Below are 22,253 nucleotides of genomic sequence, written 5' to 3'. Positions count from 1 at the left end.
ACACCGCCGCAGCGCTTAACCCGGACTCGTATAACTCAACCGCCTCACGGCGAAACTCATTGCTGAACTTGTAACCCATTCAAGGCCTTCCCGCCCCAAAGTGGTCCAACTAAATGTCCGCAGTCCCGGGCAGACGCTCCCACCCGGGAAATAAGCACCCTGGGGTAAGCATCTTCGCCAGGCCAAGCGCGCTGCGACCTACAGCGTCGACGGCCGCGCCACGAACACCGTGGCGAGTCGCTTGCCCTGTTCTTTTACCAGCGCAACAACGCGCCCGTCCGGCCCCTTCGCCGCGTGTACTCCGCGCAGCTCACGCGGCTCGAGCCATTTGCCCATCGCCAGGGCGTCGTATTCCTCGGCCGTCACGTCCAGCACCGGCCAAGCGCGGACCAGCGCCTCGTCCAGCCCGAGCGACAGCTCCGCCGCGTCTTCGAGCTGCTCGAGCGTGCGCGCGTCTTCGAGGGAGAACGACCCGACGCGTGAGCGTCGCAAGGCAATCAGATGCCCCCCGACGCCAAGGGCGGCGCCCATGTCCCGCCCCAGCGAGCGTATGTAGGTGCCGGACGAGCAGTGCACCCGCGCGTCCACATCGACGAACTCGCCGTGGCGGCGAATCTCCCCGAGATCGAAGGAGTGGACGGTCACCTCGCGCGGAGGAATTTCCACTTCCTCGCCGGCCCGCACCAGTTCGTGCGCCCGGCGCCCACCGATCTTGATCGCCGATACCTTTGACGGCACCTGCATAATCGCGCCGGTGAGCTTTGCCGCCTCCGCGCGGACCTCGCCGTCCGTCACGCCGGAGGCGTCATGCTTCTCGACGACGTCGCCTTCGGCATCATCCGTCGTCGTCGCTGCGCCGAGGCGAATGGTGGTCTCGTACACCTTGTCCTGCGCAACCAGGTGGGCCAGCAGCTTCGTGCCGCGCTCGATACCCGCCACGAGCACGCCGGTGGCCATTGGGTCGAGCGTGCCAGCGTGGCCGACCTTGCGGGTGCCGAAAATGCGGCGAAGCCGGGCCACAACGTCGTGGCTGGTCATGCCAGCCGGCTTGTCCACGACCACGATTCCGGAGGTTGCGAGGGGATCGTTCATGGTTGCCGAGTATGCCGTACGCTAATGCCCCGTGGATATTCTGCGTGGGCTTGCGAGTGTGCCGGATTCCTTCGCGGAGACTGGCACGGTGGTGACGATCGGTGTGTTTGACGGAGTGCACCGCGGCCACCAGCTGCTCATCTCCAAAGCGGTCGAGACCGCCCGCGAGACCGGGGCGCCGTGCGTGGTCATGACGTTTGATCCGCACCCGGTGACGATTTTCGCCCCCGACCGCGCACCAAGGGCGCTGATGCCGCTTGAGGAGCGGGCCCGCCACATCGCGGACCTAGGCGTCGACGCGCTGTTGGTGATCGACCTGCGCCAAGAGATCGGCGGGCTCACGCCTGCGCAGTACATGAATGAGGTACTGGTGGATACTCTGCACGCCAGGCACGTGCTGGTGGGGGAGAACTTCACGTTCGGGCGTGATGCCGCCGGCACAGCGACCACGATGGCGCAGCTCGGCGAGCGGGCTGGCGTCGATGTGTCTGTGGTGACGCTGCTCGGCGACGGCGACGTGCGGATCTGCTCCACCGCCATCCGCGACCACCTGTCCGGCGGCAACGTCGATCTCGCCACCGACTTCATGGGGCGGCCGTTTTCCGTCATCGCCCCGATCGAACGGGGCGCAGGCCGCGGTGGCAAAGAGCTGGGCTATCCCACCGCGAACCAGTACGCCTCCGACACAGCGGCCGTCCCCGCGGACGGCGTCTACGCCGGGTGGCTGACCATCATCGACGACGGCGACATCCGCGGCGACATGGAGCCCGGCGTGCGGTACCCGGCGGCGATTTCCGTCGGCACCAACCCGACGTTTGGAGACGCCCGCCGCAGCGTGGAGTCGTTCGTGCTCGACCGTGACGCCGACCTGTACGGGCGCATGGCGCGCGTGGAGTTCGTGGGCAAAGTCCGCGACATGGTGAAGTTCACGTCCGTGGACGAGCTGCTGGATAACATGGCCCGCGACGTGGAAACGACCCGCGAGATACTAGGAGTTGCCTAAGTGGCCCGCAAGCTCATCCTCGACGTGGACACCGGTATCGACGACGCGCTGGCGATCGCTTACGCGTTAGCGTCGCCGGAGCTGGAACTCATCGGCGTGACCTGCACCTACGGCAATGTGGACGTGGCGCAGGCGGTGCGCAACTCCCTGGCCATCCTGGAGCTGTTCGGCCGGACGGACGTGCCGGTGTACGCGGGGCCGCAGCGCGAAGGCTTCGAGGTCATGGACATCTCCCAGTTCATCCACGGCGTGAACGGGATCGGGGAGGCGGAGCTTTACGACGCCGCACGCGCCCCCGAGCGGCTCTCCGCCGTCGACTTCATGGTGCAATCCGTGCACCGCTTCGGCGACGACCTGGTCATCGTGCCGGTGGGCCCGCTGACCACCGTGGCCGCCGCCGTTGAAAAGGACGAGCACTTCGCGGCGCGCGCCCACATCGTGTGCATGGGCGGCGCCCTGACCGTGCCGGGCAACGTCACCCCGTGCGCGGAGGCGAACATCAACCAGGACCCGGAAGCGGCCGACCTGGTGTTCCGCCAATGTGCGGACGTGACCATGGTTGGCCTGGACGTCACACTGCAGACGCTGCTCACCACCGTAGAAACGAAGCAGTGGAGGGCGTTGAAAACCGCGGGTGGAGATTTCCTCGCCGATGCGACCGATTACTACATCAAGGCGTACGAGACAACGTCCCCGCACCTCGGCGGCTGCGGGCTCCACGATCCGCTGGCTGTCGCCGTGACGGCGGACCCGTCGTTGGTGGAGACGCTGCCGATCAATTTGAAGGTGGACACCGAAGGGGCGTCGAGAGGCCGCACGATCGGCGACGAGACGCGCCTGAACGACCCAGCGAAATCGGCCCGGGTGGCCGTGGGCGTGGACGTCGCGCGGTTTTTGCAGGAGTTCATGCGGCGCCTGACCGGTTTGGCCAGCGAGACACCGGTCGTGTAACCTCATCCGAGGTCTTGCGCCAGACGACTGTGGTTCGCGGCAGTTCAGGCGCAGCACGACTTTTTCCGCAGAACGCGAACTGAAACAACCAAGGAGTACCTCATGGCACTGTCCACTGAGAAGAAGGCCGAGATCCTCGAGTCCTACGGCCTGCACGAGACCGACACCGGCTCCCCGGAGGCGCAGGTTGCCCTGCTCACCGAGCGCATCAACAACCTCACCGAGCACCTCAAGGACCACCAGCACGACCACCACTCCCGCCGTGGCCTGCTGCTCTTGGTCGGCCGCCGCCGCGGTCTGCTGAAGTACCTGCGCGAGAACAACGTCGAGCGCTACCGCGACCTGATTGCACGTCTCGGCCTGCGCCGCTAAGACAGCACCGGGCCGCGGCCCGAAATCACGCCTCACCTGCACGGTGGGGCGTTTTTTGTTATCATCATTGGCCGTTGCACGAGAACACACGACACTGGCGGCACCGATGATCGCCATGAACCTTCAAGGAGAGGGATCTTTTGAGCAACTTTAAGCCCAAGAATGCGTTCGACGTCCAGGTGGACGAAGAATTCGGCATCACCGAGGCAGTAGCTACCCTGGACAACGGCGACTTCGGCTCCCGCACCATCCGGTTTGAAACCGGCCAGCTTGCGCGCCAGGCGGACGGATCCGTCACGACGTACTTGGACGAGGAGACGATGCTGCTCGCCACCACAACCGCGTCCAACCAGCCCCGGGAAGGCTTCGACTTCTTCCCACTCACCGTTGATGTGGAAGAGCGCATGTACGCCGCAGGCAAGATCCCGGGCTCGTTCTTCCGCAGGGAGGGCCGGCCCTCAACCCAGGCGATTCTCGCCTGCCGTTTGATCGACCGCCCGCTGCGCCCCACCTTTGTGAAGGGTCTGCGCAACGAGGTGCAGGTTGTCATCACCGTGATGTCGCAGCACCCGGAGGAGTACTACGACGTTGTGGCCATTAACGGCGCGTCCGCGGCCACCCAGCTGTCCGGCTTGCCGGTGTCCGGCCCGGTCGGTGGCGTGCGCATGGCGCTCATCGCGGACGACAAGCACCCCGAGGGCCAGTGGGTGGCGTTCCCCAACCACGAGCAGCACGAGCGCTGCCTGTTCGAGATGGTTGTCGCGGGCCGAATGGTGGAGCGCAAGCGCGGCCGCAAGACCGAGGAAGACGTCGCCATCATGATGGTGGAGGCAGGCGCCGGCGTGAACGTCGTGAAGCAAATTGAGGCCGGGTACCCTGCTCCGACCGAGGAAACCGTCGCTGAGGGCCTCGAGGCGGCCAAGCCCTTCATTGCAACGCTGTGTCAGGCCCAGCGCGCCCTCGCCGAAGAGATGGCGAAGGAGACGAAGGAGTTCGAGCTCTTCCCCGCCTACTCCGACAAGGTCTTCAACGCCGTGGAGAAGAAAGCTGCGAAGAAGCTTACCAAGCTGCTGACCATCAAGGGCAAGGCGGAGCGAGACGACGCCACGAACGCCTACATGGAAGAGATCGAGCACGACCTGCTTGATGATTTCGACATCGACGACGATGACCGCGAGGAGTACGCCGCGGCATCCAAGGAGATCCGTGCCGCCTACAACGCGGTGATGAAGCAGATTGTCCGCGAGAAGATCCTCACCGAGGGCTTCCGCATCGACGGCCGAGGCGTGACCGACATCCGCGACCTCGAGGTCGAGGTGCAGCTGATCCCGCGCGCCCACGGATCCGCGCTGTTCGAGCGCGGCGAGACCCAAATCTTGGGCGTGACCACCCTGGACACGCTGAAGATGGAGCAGCACTTGGACTCCCTCCACCCGGAGGAATCCAAGCGCTACATCCACCACTACAACTTCCCGCCGTACTCCACGGGTGAGACCGGCCGGGTGGGCTCGCCGAAGCGCCGCGAGATCGGCCACGGCGCCCTCGCGGAGCGTGCGCTGGTGCCGGTGATCCCGTCGCGCGAAGACTTCCCGTACACCATCCGCCAGGTTTCCGAGGCGCTTGGCTCCAATGGCTCCACCTCCATGGGCTCGGTGTGCGCCTCCACGTTGTCCCTGTACAACGCTGGTGTCCCGCTCGCTGCACCGGTGGCCGGCATCGCCATGGGCCTGGTCTCCGGCGAGGTCAACGGTGAGACCGAGTACGTTGCCCTGACCGACATCCTGGGCGCGGAGGACGCGTTCGGCGACATGGACTTCAAGGTCGCCGGCACCCGCGAGTTCATCACCGCCCTGCAGCTTGACACCAAGCTCGACGGGATCCCGTCGTCCGTCCTCGCCGATGCGCTGAATCAGGCCCACGACGCCCGTGAGGCGATCCTGGACACCATGGCCGAGGTCATCGAGGGGCCGGACGAGATGAGCCCGATTGCTCCGAGGATCACCACGGTGAAGGTTCCCGTGTCCAAGATCGGTGAGGTGATTGGCCCGAAGGGGAAGACCATCAACCAGATCACCGACGACACTGGCGCTGAGGTCTCCATCGAGGACGACGGAACCGTCTTCGTCTCTGCAGCGTCCGGCGAGGCAGCGGACGCCGCAGTCGAGAAAATCAACTCGATTGCGAACCCGCAGCAGCCGAAGGTGGGCGAGCGCTACCTCGGCACCGTGGTGAAGACCGTGGCGTTCGGCGCGTTCGTGTCCATCACGCCGGGCACCGACGGTTTGATCCACATCTCGAACCTGGGCGGCAACACCCGCGTCGAAAACGTCGAGGACGTCATCAATGTCGGCGACAAGGTCGAGGTTGAGATCCGTGACATCGACAACCGCGGCAAGATCTCGCTCGTGCCGGTCGAGGACGGCGAGTAACAGAAGCGCCAAAGCGGGTGCCCGAAGTGGGCACCCGCTTTTTGCGTATCGACGATCCTACGGCAGGAAGCGCAGCTTCTTCCCCAGATCGAGCGCGGTGGTCATGAGCTGACCGTAGTACCGGCGCGGCAACTGCTTGGGGCCGCGCATCGACATGATCCGCTGTTCCGAAATGTTCTTCACCTCGGTGTACTTGGTCAGTCCCTCCGGGCCGTGGCGGCGCGCCACACCCGACTGCTTCACGCCACCGAGCGGGGTGGACACGGACGCCCAAGTAGCTGCGTAGCCGTCATTAATCGTTACGCCGCCGGCTTCAACCTGCTCCGCGATTTCCCACGCGGTGTCCGGGGCGCCGAAAACGGAGGCATTAAGGCCGTAGCTGGTACTGTTGGCCAGGCGAATGGCTTCGTCGGTGTCCGCCACGCGCTGGACGTAGACGACCGGGCCGAAGACTTCCTGGGTGAGCAGGTCTACGTCGTCGCTGACATCGGTGAGCACCGTGGGTTCGAAGAAGAACGGGCCCAAGTCCGGGCGCGGTTTGCCACCCGTGACAACGGTGGCTCCCTTGGCCACCGCGTCGTCGACGAACTTCTGCACGGTGTCGAGCTGGTCCTGGTTGATCAGCGAGCCCATCTGGTAGTTCCAGTTCAACCCAGTCCCCAGCGTGATGCGCTCGGTTGCGTCCCGGAACTCGTTGATGAAGCGGTCGAAAATCGCGTCCGGCACATAGATGCGTTCGATGGAGACGCAGAGTTGCCCGGAGTTGGAAAAACAGGCGGTAGCGATGGTGTCGATGTGCGCCTCGATGTCCGCGTCCGGCGCGATGATCATCGGGTTCTTACCGCCGAGCTCGGCAGAAAAGCCGACGAGACGCTCGCCGACGACCTCGCCGAGAATCTTGCCCGTTTGCGTGGAACCGGTGAACATCAGGTAATCGCAGCGTTGCGCAATCGCCTGGCCCACCTCGCGGCCGGTGCCGGTGACGATCTGGAACACGTCGCGCGGCAAACCAGCGTTGAGCAGAAGGTTCAGCGAAATGATGTTGGAGAACGGCGTGTTCAGGTCGGGCTTGGCAACGACGGCGTTGCCGGCGACCAACGCGGCCAACGCGTCGGAAATGCCGAGCGCCAGCGGGTAGTTCCACGGGCTAATCTGACCGACGATGCCCTTCGGCACGCGCTGCTGCACCGTCTTGGTGATGACGGGGAACGCCCCCGGTCGGGCCTTCATCTCCAGCTCATCCTCGGCGATGTTGGCGTAGTAGCGCGCATTATTCATCACATCGAGGATTTCGTCGTACGCGGCGGTGCGATCTTTACCGGTTTCGAGCTGGACGATGTCCGCGAGCAGCTCGCGGTTTTCCTTGACCAAGTCATGGAAGCGGTTCAAGAGCGCGGCGCGGTATTTCACCGGCTTCGCGGCCCACATCGGCTGGGCACGGCGGGCGAGGGTGAATGCTTCTTCGACGTCTTCGACTGTGCCGACACCGACCCAACCGAGCTGTCCCTCGAAGAAGGGGGAGGTAACGGCCTTTCGCTCGCCCGTGTAGAGCGACCCGGTCGATGCGTTGGTGGTGAACTTTTGCAACCGGTCCAAAAAATCAGCGGGGAGCGGTTGTGCCTTCAGGCGCTTGATAGCCATGTGATCTCCAAAAAGGTGGTTGTGGGAGAAAAACACCCCAGTGCCAGCGGCACCTGCAGTAGTAGGGGAGCAGGGCCAGCAGTCCTGGGGTGATGGGAAGGTTAGAACGGGCAGCCGGCCGCGCGGCGCTCTTCCGCACCGCCGTCCTTCGGGTCAGCTTGTGCGGTAGCCGTCGTATCAGTGTCCGCTTCACTCTCGCCGTGCCCGTTGTACGCGCCGGCGAGCTTCGGCTCCTTGTACTTGCCGTCGATCATGCCCGCCTTGATCATCATCGAGCGACCAGGCTCCATGTAGCGCTTGTCCTCCGGCAGGATTATGAACAGCTTCTTCACCGCCTTTGCGATGCGGTCAAAGCGGCGCTGGTCCTTTTCGGTCCACGGCAGGTCGATGATCTCCCGCTGCTTCTCGCTCAGGGTGCCGTACGTCATCCAGATGACGCTGTTCATCAGCGGCTTCCAAATGACCTTCCACACTGCCTCCGGCACGCCGTCCGGGGCCTTAACCGGCTCGACGCGGGCGGTGCGCAGGGCGAAGTCGACGGTTTCATTGCGCTCGAGGACGTTGTTCTCCATCTCCTCGAAGTACTTGATGTAGCCGTCGAGAGTGTCAATCGCCGGGCGCTCGGACATGCCGTACATGTCCCACCACGTCACGCCCTCTTGGATGATCTGCTCCTTCTCCTCGCGGGTGAAGGGGGTGCCGAACAGTTCCTGCGCCCAGATCACGCGCCAGACGAAGGTGGCGTGCGCCCACCAGTAGACGTCCGGGTTGAGAGCGTGGTAGCGCTCACCGTTGCGCAGCTTGCCCTTGATGGTGTGGTGGTAATCGCGGATCATCTTCGAACGCGTGCCGTCGTCGTAGATGGAGTAGATGATCTGCGGGGTCGAGCGCTCCAGTCGCGCAAACGGCTCCTCGAAGAACCTCGAGTGATCCAACAGCGACTGGCCGATGGCCGGGTGCATGTTCTGCAGCACGCCGGTGTAACCGCGCAGGAGTTGCAGGCGTTGGTCGGAGCCCCACTTCCACAGCAGCGAATCCGGGCCTAGCGGCGCGCGCTTGAGTTCGCGCTTCGCGCGTTCTGGCTTGTCCAGGTTGTCCGGCTGGGCAAAGCGAGTGTTGTCACCGTCTTCGTTCTTCTGGGTGTTGTCTGCTTCGTCAGGCGCAAGTGCGTGGGACATCAGTGTCTTCCTTTCCTCCGGGGATAGCCGGACCGAATGCGGTGTGGTGTGAAGTGTAATACACGCCAAATACGGCTGCGAACTGGGTCACTGCTAGGTCGCGTACAACCTGAGTAAAGAATGTTAAGGCCCTTACAGACTGTGTGCTAGGGTGTTGCAGATCATAACTGGCCACCGTGATGGCAACCGTCGATACGCTGGCGGTTTGGCGTCCGGTCACGGACGGAAGGAATTGTCATGGGAAGGATCAACAAGACCAAGGCAGGCGTGGCCCTGCTTGCGGGGCTTGTGGGCTTCGGCGCGACAGGTGTTGCCGTTGCGCAAGGCGGACTCACCGCCAACCTCGCGTTGTCGGGGACATTCTTCAAGATCACCATGACCCACCTCGAAGGCGAAGGACTGAGCATCTTCACCGACGGCGAGCAGATGGCCGAGGAAGCGGTCCCTGTGGCGAGGGTCAAGTTCGAGCACGCGTACGCGTCCAATCTGTGCCTCTCGGCCGCGCTTCCGGACGTTCCTCTTGTTGGAGAAAGCACGTTCACGCTCAAGGCGCTCGGCGACAACAGCGTCGAGGTTGAGGACCTGGTCGTGGGTGCCACCGACATTAAGGGCGCCCTCGACTTGACGGACGCCTCGGTCGGTGCCGACGCAAGCCAGTTCAACTCCATGGCGCAGCCGAATGCTTGGAGTCTGCACGCGAATAAAGTGACGCTGCGGGCGGACGACATCCGCGCGACGTCGGTCGGCGCAAAGCGACTGGCGGCATCAGGTGTTGCTGTTGATGTAAAGCGGGGTATGTCGGATGGCTGCACAGCCTAACTCTGACGTAGAGGGAGACGATTTCTTCTTCGGCGACAACGATGTCGAGCGTGCCGACGACACGGCCGTGCTGACCCCTGTACCGGAGCAGGCGACCCCAACCCAAGACGCGGGCGGCAGCGACCGTGGCCACCGCTCCGCGCCGAGGCCCGCTCGGGAACGCTTCAAGACGTGGCGGGGCCAGCGCCCCTTTATCCCGGGCTTGTTGCTGGTGCTTTCCGGCGCTGTGATGCTCGCACCCGCGTATCTGACCATCCACGTGTCTGACCTGCTGGTGATGATCTCCACCATTTCAGGCGTCTCCACCTTGCTGATCGGAGCCGTCTTGATCATGTTCGGCATTGGCATGTGGCTGCAGCCGCTCGCCGCCCCGTACCTCGGCGTGCTGGCCATACTTGTAGCCATCATTGCGCTGCCGACGTCGAATATCGGCGGGTTTGTGGTCGGATCACTGCTGGGCATTGTCGGCGGTGCGCTCGGCCTCGGCTGGGAAGACCGGGACGAGAAACCACGTGGCAGGCACTCTCGCAAAAGGAAGCGGGCGCAGGAGCCAGGAACACATGGCGAGGGAGCAATGGGTCAAGACCGCGGTGGGTCAACCAAGATTGATCTTGCCTCGTTGCGCAATGCCAAGTCTGTCGCAGTCGTGCTCGCCGCCTCGGGGATTATTGCGGCCAACGTGGGGGAGGAGCCCGCGGTGAGCGCGCAGGAACCTGCGTCTCTGCCTGCACAGGTCCCCCCGTCCGCGTCTCTGCCGCAGCTCCCGGCTCCGCGCGAGATCATTTCGTACCCGGAACTCGAGCCGACGCGAACGATCGCGCCAGGCAACCTCAGCACCGTAACTGCTGACTATGTCGCCCTCACAGGGAATGTCCATGCGTCCATCGGCATGGTCGCTGTCGGAGATGTGCCTACCCGCACGCTCATCTTGACCGGCGATCGTCTCGCAGCCCGCAATCTCTCGTTGGAGCTGCCGGGGTTCGCTGCACGCGGGCAGCTGGATACCGGCGATGTGGAAACAACGGTGACGGACGGACCGGTTGCCGTTGTCGCCACGGCGCTCACCGCCACTCCGGCGGTCGCAGGCGTGCCCACGGTTCCGGTCACCGTCGATCTTGAGGGCGAGCTCGGTGACGTGCTCGCTGAGCTCGGTGTCCCGGACGCGCATCCCGTTCCAAACGTGCCTGTGCCGAGCTTTGTGATGGACCGCGTCGCGCTTCAGGGGGTCACCATGCAGTTGGTGAGCCTGGACGGGCTGCACCTCCACGCGCCAGCGGTGAACCTGCGGGTGCCGAAGTAACGTCCAATCTCTAGGGCACGGAGAAAGGGCCGCCGGTGGGAAACCGGCGGCCCTTTTCTGTTGCGTTAACGGCCTTGTGCCTCGGCCTTTTCAATGGCGCGGGACGCCATCGGAACCATGCGTGCCTTGCGCGGCAGCACCGAGAACACACCACGGGTTGCCTTGGCAAGGATGTTGAGCTTGCGCTGGTCGGAACTGGTCCATTCCAGCCCCAGGTTGTCGCGGACCTTTGCCGGCAGCAAGCCGATGGAAACCCACAGCAGGAGCTTGGACGCGAACGGGGCAACCGGCTTCCACGCCCAGCGGGGCACCGACGGATCCGGCGGATCGAGCGTCAGGCCGTTCATGATGCGCGAGCGGTCGATGGTCTCGCTCGGGCCGAGCTTGTCGTACATCGCATCCATGTACTCGACGTATTCGTCGTAAGTTTTCGGAGCGTTTTCCGGCTCTGCGACCCCGTAGTAGCTGTACCACGTGCGCGACTCCTGGAAGAGCTGCTCACGCTCGGCGCGGCTCAGCTCAGGCATGAAGTTGCCGGCGAGGTAGTACGGCATCGCGGTGAACGTCGCGTGCGCCCAGTAGTACACCTCCGGGTTGAGCGAGTGGTAGCGCGTTCCGTCCGGGTGGGTGCCCTTGATGTCCTTGTGGAAGTCACGGATCATCGCGCCCACCTCGGGGCCTTCGTAGACGGTGCGGATGATCGGGAATGCGGAGCGCACAAGGCGTGCCACCTCGTTGTCAAACACGTTGGACTGCTGCACCAGCGAGCGGCTGATGTCACGCTGGGCAATTTGCAGCACACCTGCGCTGAGGGCGACAAACATTGAGCGCCAGTCGCCGAAGCGCTGCCACAGGATGGAATCCGGGCCGAGCTCGGGCAGGTTGGCGGTGTCGATCTCGCTTGCCGCGGTGGTAGCGGGGACAGGGGCTGTGCTGCCGGAGGGCTTGAGGGTGGTCATCGTTTCTCCTCGATTTAGGGCAAAGTGGGGGCGTAGGTGGGGGTTATCCCGCGACGCTAGGGGCTGTGCGGCGCGTCTGCGGACGGTGGTTTGCAGCACGGGTGAACTCGTGCGTGTCCGCATCGAACTCGACGAGAGCGCCCTTCAGACCCCGCACGGTACCTGGCTGGACGCGCCACTTGTCGCGCTTGACGGTCATCGCACCTGGCCCACGGATCTCCAGCTGGCGGACGTACCGCCGTGCGTAGTCGCCGCGGGCCTCATAGACGGCCCAGGATTTCTCATCGAACTTCGGGTCGGGGGTGTGGTAGTCCACAAACAGGGTGTTGGGCAGACCGACAACGTCCACGCCGTTATGCAGATACAGCTCGTCCGCGTCCGCATGCTCGCGGCCGGGCACCGCGATCCACGGGGACGGCTCACCGGTTGCGCGAATCAGCACGTCGAAGCGCTCGGTGTGCTGCTCTCCGTCCCGGGTGAACGTGATTTCCCACTGGCCATCGTCGGCGTTCCATTCGGCGGCGGTCACCTCTGAGCCGCCGCTGAACACAGCTCCGCTCTTTTCAATAGCGGCGCTCAGGTGGGAGGTGAGCGAGCTGGGGGAGCCGTCCGTCTTGGTCAGCTTCAAGTACGGAGTGCGAAAGTGCTGGCGCCTGGATACCTTTTGGGCTCCCGGTGCGTTGAGGTGACCGCCGACGCGCTGTTCGCGGTCGAACAGGGTCGTGTCAAAGCCGGAGAAGGCGCACTCTGCAGCAGCCGTGCAGCCTGCGATGCCAGCGCCGACGACAGCCACTGTGGGGCGACGATAGGGGTCGAACATTTCCAAAACCTTTCACACAGAGCCTTTGACGCCAGCAACACTCTGGCGTCAGTGTGTCCCCCTTCACTTTAGACGCCGCGCGGGTCTCGTCCAACACTCGGGCCGGAAATTACTCAGCTCCTGCACCACGCCGTGGCGCCGTGTCCCCGTCGAGGTCCCCGTCGGGATCGCCGTCGATGTCGCCGTCACGGGGCTCGTCGCTGTGGCCAAACAGGTCGTCGCGCTTGTTGTAGGCATACAGCGCTGCGAGGGGCGAGAGCGCCATGAGGAACCCCCAACGGCGTTTGGACTCTTCTTCCATGCCGCTTCGATCAATGTCGCGGAGGGTGCTCGCCAACACGACGATCCCGCCGATGGCCATCAGCAGAACAAATCCGAGACCCAGCCAGGAGACCAGATTCACTTCGGCCTCCTACTTGGCAAAATCCACCACAACGCGGGTGGGGTTTTCCAGCAGATACAGGTTGTACGGGCGCTTTTCATCCAGGCCCACGACGTACTGCGCGTTCGCTTCGAACACGCCGCCGTCCGCGATTTCCAGAATCCCACCCGCGGCCACTCCCGATGGGTCAGCCTTGGCCAGGTCCGCCTCGCTCAACCCCATGGTCCAAGGCACCCCCTGGATGATGAGGTCGAAGTAAGCGTTGCCCGCCGGGACGAGCGGGTAGCCGGATGCTTGTTGCCGCGGGTCTGGGTTGTAGCCAGCGAGCACGTCCGGCGTTCCAGTGCCGGAAAACTCGACGACAATGCGGTCGTACCCTGCATGCGACCCGGCCCGGACCCCCTCGATCTGCAGCTGGGAGTTGCCGGGCGTTTGCAGGCGGGTGTCTTCCAGGGTGAAAGGGGAGGGGCCTTGGGGCTCGGTCGTCGGTGCTGCCGCTGCCACAGAGGCCTCGTGGGTTTCGCTTTGCGCGGCGGCACTATGTGCCGTCTCATTCGAGCGAGTGGTTGCACTGTCGCTGGAGGCGCGGTTGGACGGGGTAGCCGTGGTTGTCACCGTCTCGGGCGCCGGGGTACCGGTATTTTCCTGGCTCTGACCACCGCATCCTGCGAGCAGGGCGGCGGTCGCGACCAGAAGCGGGAATAGGGCTGTGTTGCGGTGTGTCATGGCTCCACCCTAGCGGGGCTACCATTGCGTTTGAAGGAACGAAGAAAGGACGCACATGATCAAAGTTGGAGTGCTCGGCGCGGCAGGCCGGGTCGGATCCGCAGTTGTCGAAGGCGTGAAAAAGGCCGACGACCTTGAGCTCGCCGCCGAGGTAGGCGCGGAGGATTCGCTGCAAGTGCTTGTCGACGAAGGGGTTGACGTGATCGTCGACTTCACCACCCCAGACGCCGTAATGGGCAACCTGGACTTCTGCATCAACAACGGCATTCACTGCGTGGTGGGGACCACCGGTTTCGACGACGAGCGTTACCAGCAGGTGCGTGAGTGGTGCGACGCGAACGGGAACGTCGGGGTGCTCATCGCCCCGAACTTTGCCATCTCCGCGGTGCTGACCATGGCGTTCGCGCGCCAGGCTGCCCCGTTTTTCGAGTCCGCTGAGGTTGTGGAGTTCCACCACCCGAACAAGCTGGATGCGCCGAGCGGCACGGCGGTAAAGACTGCGGAGGGGATTGCGGAGGCTCGTCGAGAAGCGGGGATGGGCGATATGCCGGATGCGACGAAGCAGGCGCTCGAAGGCTCCCGCGGCGCCGATGTCGACGGTGTGCCCGTGCACGCCGTGCGGATGCAGGGCATGGTCGCGCACGAGGAGATTATCTTCGGCACAACCGAGCAGTCTCTGACCATCCGGCAAGATTCCTACGGGCGCGAATCCTTCGTTCCCGGTGTGCTGACCGGCGTGCGCGACGTGGCAAATCGCCCGGGTCTGACTATCGGCCTCGACGCATACCTCGGCCTGTAAATGCACGTCGAACTCGTCGCATCCACAGCGGTGCGCGTCCCCTTCCCGGACACCGTTAGCCCGAGCGAGGCGGCGGTCGCATTCGCGTCGTTGAGCGACGCCCCTCCGGCGACACAACTTCGCCGCAGTGTGGACGACCTCGCGCAGTCCCGCTCAGAGCTGCTTGACCACGCGAGCGCGACTCTTCATATCCGAGGCGTTTCCCGCGATTCGGCAGCTGCAGTGCGCGGCCACGGCTTGGCGGTGAGCGAACGCGCGATCGAAGGCACGGTGGTGCCCGCGGTGATCGCGGCCGACGGCGATCTCACCCGTGCGTTTGAGGCAGCGGTTGAAGAAGCGGAATTTGTGCGCCGTGAGCTGTTGCAGGCGCTTGAGGACGCGATGGCGGAGGAGACCAACGCGCTGGTGCGGCGCAAACGCGCACGCGAGGCCGCCAACGCGCTGACCCCAGCGGCTGCGGCAACCGAGCTGGTCGCCACCGGGACCTTCCGAGCTTGGCGGGGGTTTATCCAGGCCTATCAAGGGCGGTTCGAACACGACGAGATTCGGGAGCTGGCTGCGGCGGTGCTCGACGTCATGGCAGTAGAGGCGCCGCTGCTGTTTGGGGATTTGCGGGCAGAGCAACGTCGATAAGCAATAGCGTCGGCGGGGCGGGTATCCTACTTGGCCATGGGCACATTTCTGAAAGCTGATCGGGGAGCCGATATCTTCGGCTCCGTCTGCGTTGCAATGGTCACGCCGTTTGATTCCGACGGCGGAGTCGACCTGCGCGCAGGCCGCGATCTCGCTGCCCACTTGGTAGAAAACGGAATTGACGCACTAGTCCTCGCAGGCACGACGGGCGAATCCCCGACGACCACCGACGAAGAGAAAGTCGCGCTGCTCAAAGCCGTGCGCGAAGAGGTAGGGGACAAGGCGCGCATTATCGCGGGGGCCGGATCCAACAACACCCGCCACGCGGTGGCGATGGCTCAGGCCGCGCATGCCGCAGGCGCCGATGGGCTGTTGGTGGTGACCCCGTATTACTCCAAACCATCGCAGGCGGGTGTGGAGGCGCATTTCCGCGCAGTTGCGGAGGCAACCGATCTTCCCATTTGCCTGTACGACATTCCGGGCCGCTCCGGCGTCCCGATCGAGTCAGCCACCATCCGCGCGCTGGCGCAGGTGGACAACATCAAGGCGATGAAAGACGCCAAGGGTAATTTCCTGGAGGCGGCGACGCTGATCCAGGAGACCGGGCTGGCCTGGTACTCGGGCGACGACCCGTTGAACCTTCCGTGGCTGAGCATCGGTGCGACCGGAATGATCTCGGTGGTGGGGCATGCCGCACCGCGGGCCCTGCGGGAACTAGTGACTGCATTTGAGAACGGCGATCTCACCCGCGCACGGGAAATCAACGCCAACACTCTTAACGTGCTCGCGCGCCAACAGAGCGCGCTGGGCGGCGTGGCATTTGCAAAGGCAGCTCTGCGACTGCAGGGCATCGACGTTGGAGACCCGCGCCTACCCGTCGCCGCGGCGACGGAACAACAGGTGGAGCGGCTCCGAGACGACATGACACAGGCTGGAGTCCTATAGATATGAATGAACCCCGCAACCGCGCACGCAAAGTGACGCGCAAGGCTGGACCGCCGGAGGCGACCGACCAGCAGCCGGTTTTCCAGGCACCGAGCGAGACGCCCGCGAACGGCGGCGGCAACGATGCCCCCGCTGACGCCGGCGCCAACAACGGCGACGACGGCGGCCGAGGGAACCGCGAGGGCGGACACAACCGCGGTGGACACGGCCGTGGAGGCAACGGAAGCAATGGCGGGAACGGCGGCAGCAACCGGAACCGTCGTCGCCGCGGACGCGGCGGCAATGGAGGCAACGGCGCAGGCAACAACCACGGGAACAACGGTGGTGGGCGTCGCAACCCGATGAAGTCCATGCAGGGCGCGGATCTGACAAAGCGCCTGCCCGCCCCGCCTAAGCTGGCCAAGGACACGCTGCGCATTTACGCGCTCGGCGGTATCTCCGAGATCGGCCGCAACATGACGGTCTTCGAATACAACGGCCGTCTGCTCATCGTGGACTGCGGTGTGCTGTTCCCGAACTCGGACGAACCGGGCGTTGACTTGGTGCTGCCGGACTTTGGCCCCATTGAGAACAAGCTGGACAAGGTCGACGCCCTCGTGGTCACGCACGGGCACGAGGACCACATCGGCGCTATCCCGTGGCTGCTCAAGCTGCGCCACGATCTGCCCATTTACTCCTCCAAGTTCACCAACGCGCTGATTAAGGCGAAGACGCAGGAGCACCGCCAGCGTCCGAAGCTGCACGACGTGAACAAGGACTCGGAAATCACCGTTGGCCCGTTCCGCCTCCGCTTCTGGCACGTCAACCACTCCATTCCGGAGTGCCTCGGCGTGTCCATCAAGACCGGCGCCGGTCACGTGGTGATGACTGGCGACGTAAAGGTGGACCAAACCCCGTACGACGGCAAGCCGACCGATATCCCTGCGCTGTCGCGCCTCGGCGACGAGGGTATCGACTTGTTCATGTGCGACTCCACCAACGCCACCATTCCGGGTATCTCCGCCTCGGAGGCTGGCATCGAAGAGACGTTGACCCGCCTGGTGGCGGGTGCGCGGCAGCGGGTGGTTATCGCGTCGTTCGCGTCCAACGTCTCGCGCGTGCAGATGGCCGTCAACGCGGCCGTGGCCAACAACCGCAAGGTGGCGTTTAACGGCCGGTCCATGCTGCGCAACATGGAGATTGCGGAGAAGATGAACCTCCTGCGCGCGCCGAAGGGCACGATCATCCCGATCGAGGAGGCCGCGAAGATGGCGCCGCACAAAACGGTGCTCATCACCACCGGCACGCAGGGCGAGCCGATGGCGGCGTTGTCGCGCATGTCTCGCCGTGAGCACCGCCAGATCACTATCCACGACGGCGACACGATCATTTTGTCCTCCTCCCTCATTCCGGGCAACGAGGAGTCGGTGTTCGCGGTGATCAACAACCTCGCGCAAATCGGCGCGAACGTGATTACCAACTCCGAGGCGCACGTCCACGCTTCCGGCCACGGCTACGCCGGCGAGCTGCTTGCGCTCTACAACGCGGCGCGTCCGCGCAACGCCATGCCCGTGCACGGCGAGTGGCGCCACATGCGCGCAAACAAGGAGCTGGCGATTTCGACCGGCGTGAAGCCGTCCAACACGGCGCTGGCGCAAAACGGTGTGGTCGTGGACATGCACAAGGGCCAAATCAAGGTGGCCGGGCAGTACCAGGTGGGTCAGCTCTACGTGGACGGCACCACGATGGGCGACGTTGACCCGGATGTGCTGGGCGAGCGCTCTTCGCTGGCGTCCGGCGGTGTCGTCTCCATCACCTGCGTTATCGACGACCGCACGGGCCGCCTCCTCGAGGTCCCGCAAGTCTCCACCACGGGGTACACCGACGACGACCGGGACTTCAACAAGAAGGTTGTCGAGGGCGTGGAGGCCGTCGTGGGCGACCTGGCCGCGGAGGGCGAAAACGACCCGTTCCGCATGGTCCAGCAGATCAGGCGAAAGGTGTCCCGCGCGATCGAGCAGAACTACAAGCGCCAGCCGGTGATTCTGCCGACCGTCGTGCCGATGTCGTCCGAAAACCACGCGGTCAGCGACGACGAAGTGGCTGCGAACCGCGAGTCGCGTTAAACGGCTGCTGCTTGGCGCCCACCCCCTTGGCCTGCTTCCTGCGGGCTGAGGGGGTGTTGCCGTCACACGGGCACAGGTTGCTTCAACCAACCACGCGTACCTCGACGTGGCTAGGCTGGGCGTCATGTCTTTCGCCCAAAAAGAACGTGAACGCCTCGCCGAGCTGTTCCTGCAGGTCGGCCCCGATGCCCCCACCTTGAACGAGGGGTGGACGACCCAAGACCTCGCTATCCACCTGCTTGTGCGCGAGTCGAAACCTGCTGCGGCGCCAGGCATCTTCATCGACGCACTCTCCGGCCTGACGGAAAAAGAAACCCAGAAACAACAATCGCGCCCATACGAGGACGTGGTGCGCGAGTGGGCGGCGGGGCCGCCTGTGTGGATGAAGCCGCTGAATACCGCGATGAACACATCGGAGCACTTCATCCACCACGAAGACGTCCGCCGAGGTGGGGGAGTGGTGGAGCCCCGTGAGTTCTCACAGGCTGTCAACGAGCAGCTTTTTGCTTTAGCGAAGCGCTTTGGCGCGCTCACGATGCGCAAGGCACCGGTGCCGGTCATCCTCACTCCTCCGAACTTGCCACCGGTGACGCTCGCAGATAAGGCAGGGGTGGCTCAGCGCGGCGACCACGTGCTGCGAGTGTCAGGCGAGCCGGGCGAGTTGCTGTTGTGGGTGTCCGGCCGCGACGCGGTGAAGGTGAACCTTACCGGGGCCGTCGATGAGTTCGATAGCTTCAATGTCAAGATGTAGCCCTTGACCTTGCCTGTCTGGTGTGGCGAGAGGTGAATATGTGACGTAAGGCGTTAGAGTGGCACCCATGTCTGTCAAAAACACCGCGCCGCGCTCTTCGCGGTCATCGTCACGCCGTCCCGCCGGCGGCACCCGCTACGGCGGTCCGGTGTCCATGACGCACCCGCCGACATCGACCAACGTCGCGGCCGACACTGCCGATGAGCGCGTCGGCTCCGCTTACAAGGCCGTCGGGAGCTCGTTGGGCGCGGCGGCCCGTGGTGTTGGGTCGTTTTTCCGCCGGGATAAGGGCCAGTCTGACGACGACCCTTCGGCTTCCACCCCGCGTTCGCGCCGCTCCCGCCGCGACGACGATTGGGACGACGACTTCGATCTGGTCGACGACGATGACGAGCAAACGGAACGCCGCGGCCGCAGCCGACGAGCGCAGCGGCCCCGCCGTGAGGGCCCGAGCACGTTTGAATCCCACGCTGACGCGTGGGGTTTAATCCTTATCGGGCTTGCTGCGGTTATCGGCGGTTCTGTGTGGTTCAACGTTGCCGGGCCTGTGGGAGACCTCATCTCCACGGGCACGCACTGGTTGATCGGCGCCGGCGCGCTGATCCTGCCGGTCGTACTGGTGGGGATTGCGGTGGCGCTCATGCTCAATGTGCGCGCCACGGACGAGGTCCGGGGGAGGGTGACGCTCGGATTCTCCATCATCGCGGTGGCAATGCTTGGCCTCATCCACGTCTTTGCGGGCAACCCGACAGCGTGGGCTGAGCGCAAACTCGCCGGCGGCGCAATCGGCGCGTTGACTGGCGGAGTGCTTGCGGCGGGATTTTCTTCCTACGTTGCCGTGCCCCTGCTTGGACTTGTCATCCTCTACGGGGCGCTGAAGGCAACTGGCATCACCGTGCGCGAGGCGTACGACTACATCAAAAACCTCGTCTCGGAAATGCTGTCCAACACGGATACGCCTGACGACGATGACGCGGACCCGTACAGCCACGTCTCTGGAGACTTGGACGACATTGCGGCGGGGCGAGAACGCCGCTCCGCCCGCAGCCGGCGCTCCGACGCGTCCGCCCCTTCCCGTCCGACGCGTACCCGTTCGCGCCGCCGGCCGACGCCAATGGAAAGCTACCCGGCCGACGGCGACGACGACTTCGACTTGTTCGACTTCGCCGACGAGGTCGATGACGACGATGCGCAAGATGCCGACGAAAGCCAGGCGGCGGAGAAGACCGCGGTGGTGAGCCGCAGGGCCCCTGCCCGGAAGCAGTCGTCCACGCACACCACTCCAAAGCCTGCACCTACACCTACGCCGGCGGCTCCGGTGAGCCCGCAGAACGACAACGAGACGAAGGAGCTGTCGCGTGCGGAGCCGGAGGGTGAACGTCTAGAAGCAAGCGCCCCCGACGCAGTAGCCAGCTCCCGCGAGCAGATGGCGAAGGCCATCGCCGCGCGCTCGGGCGTTGACGCGTCGAAGATCCCTGCGACGACGCCAAAGTCCGAGAAAGAGGCGGCGGCGCCCAAGCAGGTGCGTAAGATCCCGCAGGGCGATTACACGCTGCCGTCGACGGATCTGCTCCAGCCCGGCAGTGCGCCGAAGACGCGTACCGAGGCAAACGACCGGATGATCGAGGCGATCACGGACGTCTTCGAAGAGTTCAACGTCAACGCCCAGGTCACCGGGTTCTCCCGTGGCCCGACAGTGACGCGCTACGAGGTTGAGCTCGGGCCTGGCGTGAAGGTCTCCAAGATCACCAACCTGCAGTCGAACCTCGCCTACGCGGTGGCCACGGACAACGTGCGTTTGTTGACGCCGATTCCGGGCAAGTCCGCGGTGGGTATCGAGGTGCCGAACCAGGACCGTGAGATGGTGCGCCTGCGCGACGTGCTGGACGCGCCGAAGGTGGCGTCCCAGGACGACCCGATGCTGATTGGCCTGGGTAAGGACATCGAGGGCGACTTCATCGCATCCTCGATCCAGAAGATGCCGCACCTCTTGGTGGCTGGCTCCACCGGCTCCGGTAAGTCCGCGTTTGTGAACTCCATGCTGGTCTCGCTGCTCACGCGCGCAACGCCGGAAGAGGTCCGCCTGATTCTGGTGGACCCGAAGATGGTGGAGCTGACCCCGTACGAAGGCATCCCGCACCTGATCACGCCGATTATCACGCAGCCGAAGAAGGCGGCGGCTGCGTTGCAGTGGCTCGTGGAGGAGATGGAGCAGCGCTACATGGACATGAAGTCCGCGCGCGTTCGCCACATCAAGGACTTCAACCGCAAGGTCAGCTCCGGCGAGCTCACCGCGCCCCCGGGTTCGGAGCGTGAGATGCGCCCGTACCCGTTCATCGTGTGCGTGGTGGACGAGCTGGCGGACCTCATGATGACGGCTCCGAAAGAAATCGAGGAGTCCATCGTCCGCATCACGCAGAAGGCTCGCGCCGCCGGCATCCACCTCGTGCTGGCAACGCAGCGCCCGTCCGTGGACGTGGTTACCGGCCTGATCAAGACCAACGTGCCGTCGCGCCTGGCGTTCGCCACCTCCTCGCTGACGGATTCGCGCGTGATTCTGGATCAGGGCGGCGCGGAGAAGCTCATCGGCATGGGCGACGGCCTGTTTATCCCGCAGGGTGCCGGCAAACCGCAGCGTCTGCAGGGGTCGTTCGTTACCGACGAGGAGATCCAGGCGGTCGTGGAGGCTGCCAAATCGCAGCAGGACGAGCCGGACTACGTCGAGGGCGTCACCGACGACAAGCAGGCGGAAGCCAAGGTCATCGACGACGACATCGGCAAGGACATGGACGACCTGCTCGAGGCCGTCGAGCTAGTGGTCACCTCCCAGCTCGGCTCCACCTCCATGCTGCAGCGCAAGCTTCGCATCGGCTTTGCCAAGGCAGGCCGCCTCATGGACCTCATGGAATCGCGCGGCGTCGTTGGGCCGTCGGAGGGCTCCAAGGCGCGCGACGTGCTAGTCAAGCCCGAGGAGCTGGATACGATCATCTGGATGATCAAGGGCGCGGACCCAGCCGAGGCGCCGAAGGATGCCATGCGTGACGACGACTCCTCCGGCGACCCCGACGAATCCGGCATCGACAGCGCTGGCGGGTCGGATGGCGACCCGGACACCCGCACCGTGACGGCAACGTACAACCCGACCGGCGGCGCGTTCTAGGCGCCGCGCCCAAGCGCGCTGCGTCGCGGTTCCAGCTACCAGGACCCAGCTATCCCTGCCTGGGAGCGCGGACAAAAAGTTGGAGTGGTGGGGGCTGAAAGGTATTCCGATGCCCGCAGCATTTCCATCTGATATCCGTGATGGTGCGGTCGAGAGGTTTTTAGCCGGCTCATCTGCCCGGGAAGTGT

At 64.5% G+C, this 22,253-nt stretch carries 19 protein-coding genes; 12 read left to right on the top strand and 7 right to left on the bottom strand.

Annotation, left to right across the window (positions count from 1 at the left end):
* Positions 1-198: 198 nt before the first annotated feature.
* The gene (gene truB, locus HF989_RS10480) at positions 199-1,092 is read right to left on the bottom strand and encodes a tRNA pseudouridine(55) synthase TruB (RefSeq protein ID WP_168686326.1); all 894 of its coding nucleotides are present in this window, start codon (positions 1,090-1,092) and stop codon (positions 199-201) included.
* A gap of 31 nt (positions 1,093-1,123) precedes the next feature.
* Between truB and HF989_RS10475 the strand changes: the two genes are divergently transcribed.
* The 4 genes from HF989_RS10475 (at position 1,124) to HF989_RS10460 (ending at position 5,847) form a co-directional block, all read left to right on the top strand.
* Entirely contained in the window at positions 1,124-2,095 is a 972-nt protein-coding gene (locus HF989_RS10475) for a bifunctional riboflavin kinase/FAD synthetase (protein ID WP_168686324.1), read from the top strand.
* On the top strand, positions 2,096-3,046 hold the full coding sequence (locus tag HF989_RS10470; protein ID WP_168686322.1) for a nucleoside hydrolase: 951 nt from the start codon (positions 2,096-2,098) through the stop codon (positions 3,044-3,046).
* A gap of 102 nt (positions 3,047-3,148) precedes the next feature.
* Positions 3,149-3,418, top strand: a complete 270-nt coding sequence (gene rpsO / locus HF989_RS10465; protein WP_168686319.1) for a 30S ribosomal protein S15 — start codon at positions 3,149-3,151, stop codon at positions 3,416-3,418.
* Positions 3,419-3,558: 140 nt separating this feature from the next.
* Positions 3,559-5,847, top strand: coding sequence for a polyribonucleotide nucleotidyltransferase (locus tag HF989_RS10460; RefSeq protein ID WP_168686317.1), 2,289 nt, complete (start codon positions 3,559-3,561; stop codon positions 5,845-5,847).
* A 57-nt stretch (positions 5,848-5,904) separates the two neighbouring features.
* Here HF989_RS10460 and HF989_RS10455 read toward each other — a convergent pair whose 3' ends face one another.
* Positions 5,905-7,488 (bottom strand): succinic semialdehyde dehydrogenase, encoded by a 1,584-nt coding sequence (locus HF989_RS10455; protein ID WP_168686315.1) that lies wholly within the window; start codon positions 7,486-7,488, stop codon positions 5,905-5,907.
* A gap of 101 nt (positions 7,489-7,589) precedes the next feature.
* Positions 7,590-8,666 carry an oxygenase MpaB family protein gene (locus HF989_RS10450; protein WP_168686313.1) on the bottom strand — a complete coding sequence of 359 codons (1,077 nt, stop codon included), beginning with the start codon at positions 8,664-8,666 and terminating at the stop codon, positions 7,590-7,592.
* 237 nt (positions 8,667-8,903) lie between these two features.
* Here HF989_RS10450 and HF989_RS10445 point away from each other — a divergent pair, with 237 nt between their 5' ends.
* Positions 8,904-9,485, top strand: coding sequence for a DUF6230 family protein (locus tag HF989_RS10445; protein ID WP_168686311.1), 582 nt, complete (start codon positions 8,904-8,906; stop codon positions 9,483-9,485).
* Positions 9,469-10,785, top strand: a complete 1,317-nt coding sequence (locus tag HF989_RS10815) for a DUF6114 domain-containing protein (protein WP_246233992.1) — start codon at positions 9,469-9,471, stop codon at positions 10,783-10,785. Before HF989_RS10445 ends, HF989_RS10815 begins: the two co-directional genes overlap by 17 nt.
* Positions 10,786-10,850: 65 nt before the next feature.
* Here the strand turns inward: HF989_RS10815 and HF989_RS10435 are convergent, their stop codons facing one another.
* The 4 genes from HF989_RS10435 to HF989_RS10420 all read right to left on the bottom strand — a co-directional run bounded on the left by HF989_RS10435 (position 10,851) and on the right by HF989_RS10420 (position 13,672).
* On the bottom strand, positions 10,851-11,744 hold the full coding sequence (locus HF989_RS10435; RefSeq protein WP_168686309.1) for an oxygenase MpaB family protein: 894 nt from the start codon (positions 11,742-11,744) through the stop codon (positions 10,851-10,853).
* 43 nt (positions 11,745-11,787) lie between these two features.
* Positions 11,788-12,564: an NAD(P)-binding protein gene (locus HF989_RS10430; protein ID WP_168686307.1), complete on the bottom strand. Its 777-nt coding sequence runs from the start codon at positions 12,562-12,564 to the stop codon at positions 11,788-11,790.
* A gap of 109 nt (positions 12,565-12,673) precedes the next feature.
* Positions 12,674-12,967 carry a hypothetical protein gene (locus HF989_RS10425; RefSeq protein ID WP_168686305.1) on the bottom strand — a complete coding sequence of 98 codons (294 nt, stop codon included), beginning with the start codon at positions 12,965-12,967 and terminating at the stop codon, positions 12,674-12,676.
* 9 nt (positions 12,968-12,976) lie between these two features.
* Complete coding sequence (locus tag HF989_RS10420) at positions 12,977-13,672, bottom strand: AMIN-like domain-containing (lipo)protein (RefSeq protein WP_168686303.1); 696 nt, start codon at positions 13,670-13,672, stop codon at positions 12,977-12,979.
* 55 nt (positions 13,673-13,727) lie between these two features.
* Here HF989_RS10420 and dapB point away from each other — a divergent pair, with 55 nt between their 5' ends.
* From dapB to HF989_RS10390, 6 genes are all read left to right on the top strand, one after another.
* Positions 13,728-14,471 (top strand): 4-hydroxy-tetrahydrodipicolinate reductase, encoded by a 744-nt coding sequence (gene dapB, locus HF989_RS10415; RefSeq protein WP_168686301.1) that lies wholly within the window; start codon positions 13,728-13,730, stop codon positions 14,469-14,471.
* Positions 14,472-15,104: an FAD-dependent thymidylate synthase gene (locus HF989_RS10410; protein ID WP_168686299.1), complete on the top strand. Its 633-nt coding sequence runs from the start codon at positions 14,472-14,474 to the stop codon at positions 15,102-15,104.
* 36 nt (positions 15,105-15,140) lie between these two features.
* Positions 15,141-16,049, top strand: a complete 909-nt coding sequence (gene dapA / locus HF989_RS10405) for a 4-hydroxy-tetrahydrodipicolinate synthase (RefSeq protein WP_168686297.1) — start codon at positions 15,141-15,143, stop codon at positions 16,047-16,049.
* A 2-nt stretch (positions 16,050-16,051) separates the two neighbouring features.
* On the top strand, positions 16,052-18,154 hold the full coding sequence (locus tag HF989_RS10400; RefSeq protein WP_281351364.1) for a ribonuclease J: 2,103 nt from the start codon (positions 16,052-16,054) through the stop codon (positions 18,152-18,154).
* A gap of 124 nt (positions 18,155-18,278) precedes the next feature.
* Complete coding sequence (locus tag HF989_RS10395; protein WP_168686295.1) at positions 18,279-18,905, top strand: TIGR03085 family metal-binding protein; 627 nt, start codon at positions 18,279-18,281, stop codon at positions 18,903-18,905.
* Between the two features lie 67 nt (positions 18,906-18,972).
* Positions 18,973-22,065, top strand: coding sequence for an FtsK/SpoIIIE family DNA translocase (locus HF989_RS10390; RefSeq protein ID WP_168686292.1), 3,093 nt, complete (start codon positions 18,973-18,975; stop codon positions 22,063-22,065).
* Positions 22,066-22,253 lie beyond the last annotated feature (188 nt).

This window comes from Corynebacterium mucifaciens, from assembly GCF_012396315.1.
GTDB lineage: Bacteria > Actinomycetota > Actinomycetes > Mycobacteriales > Mycobacteriaceae > Corynebacterium > Corynebacterium mucifaciens.
This window is presented reverse-complemented; position numbering and strand designations above follow the sequence as displayed.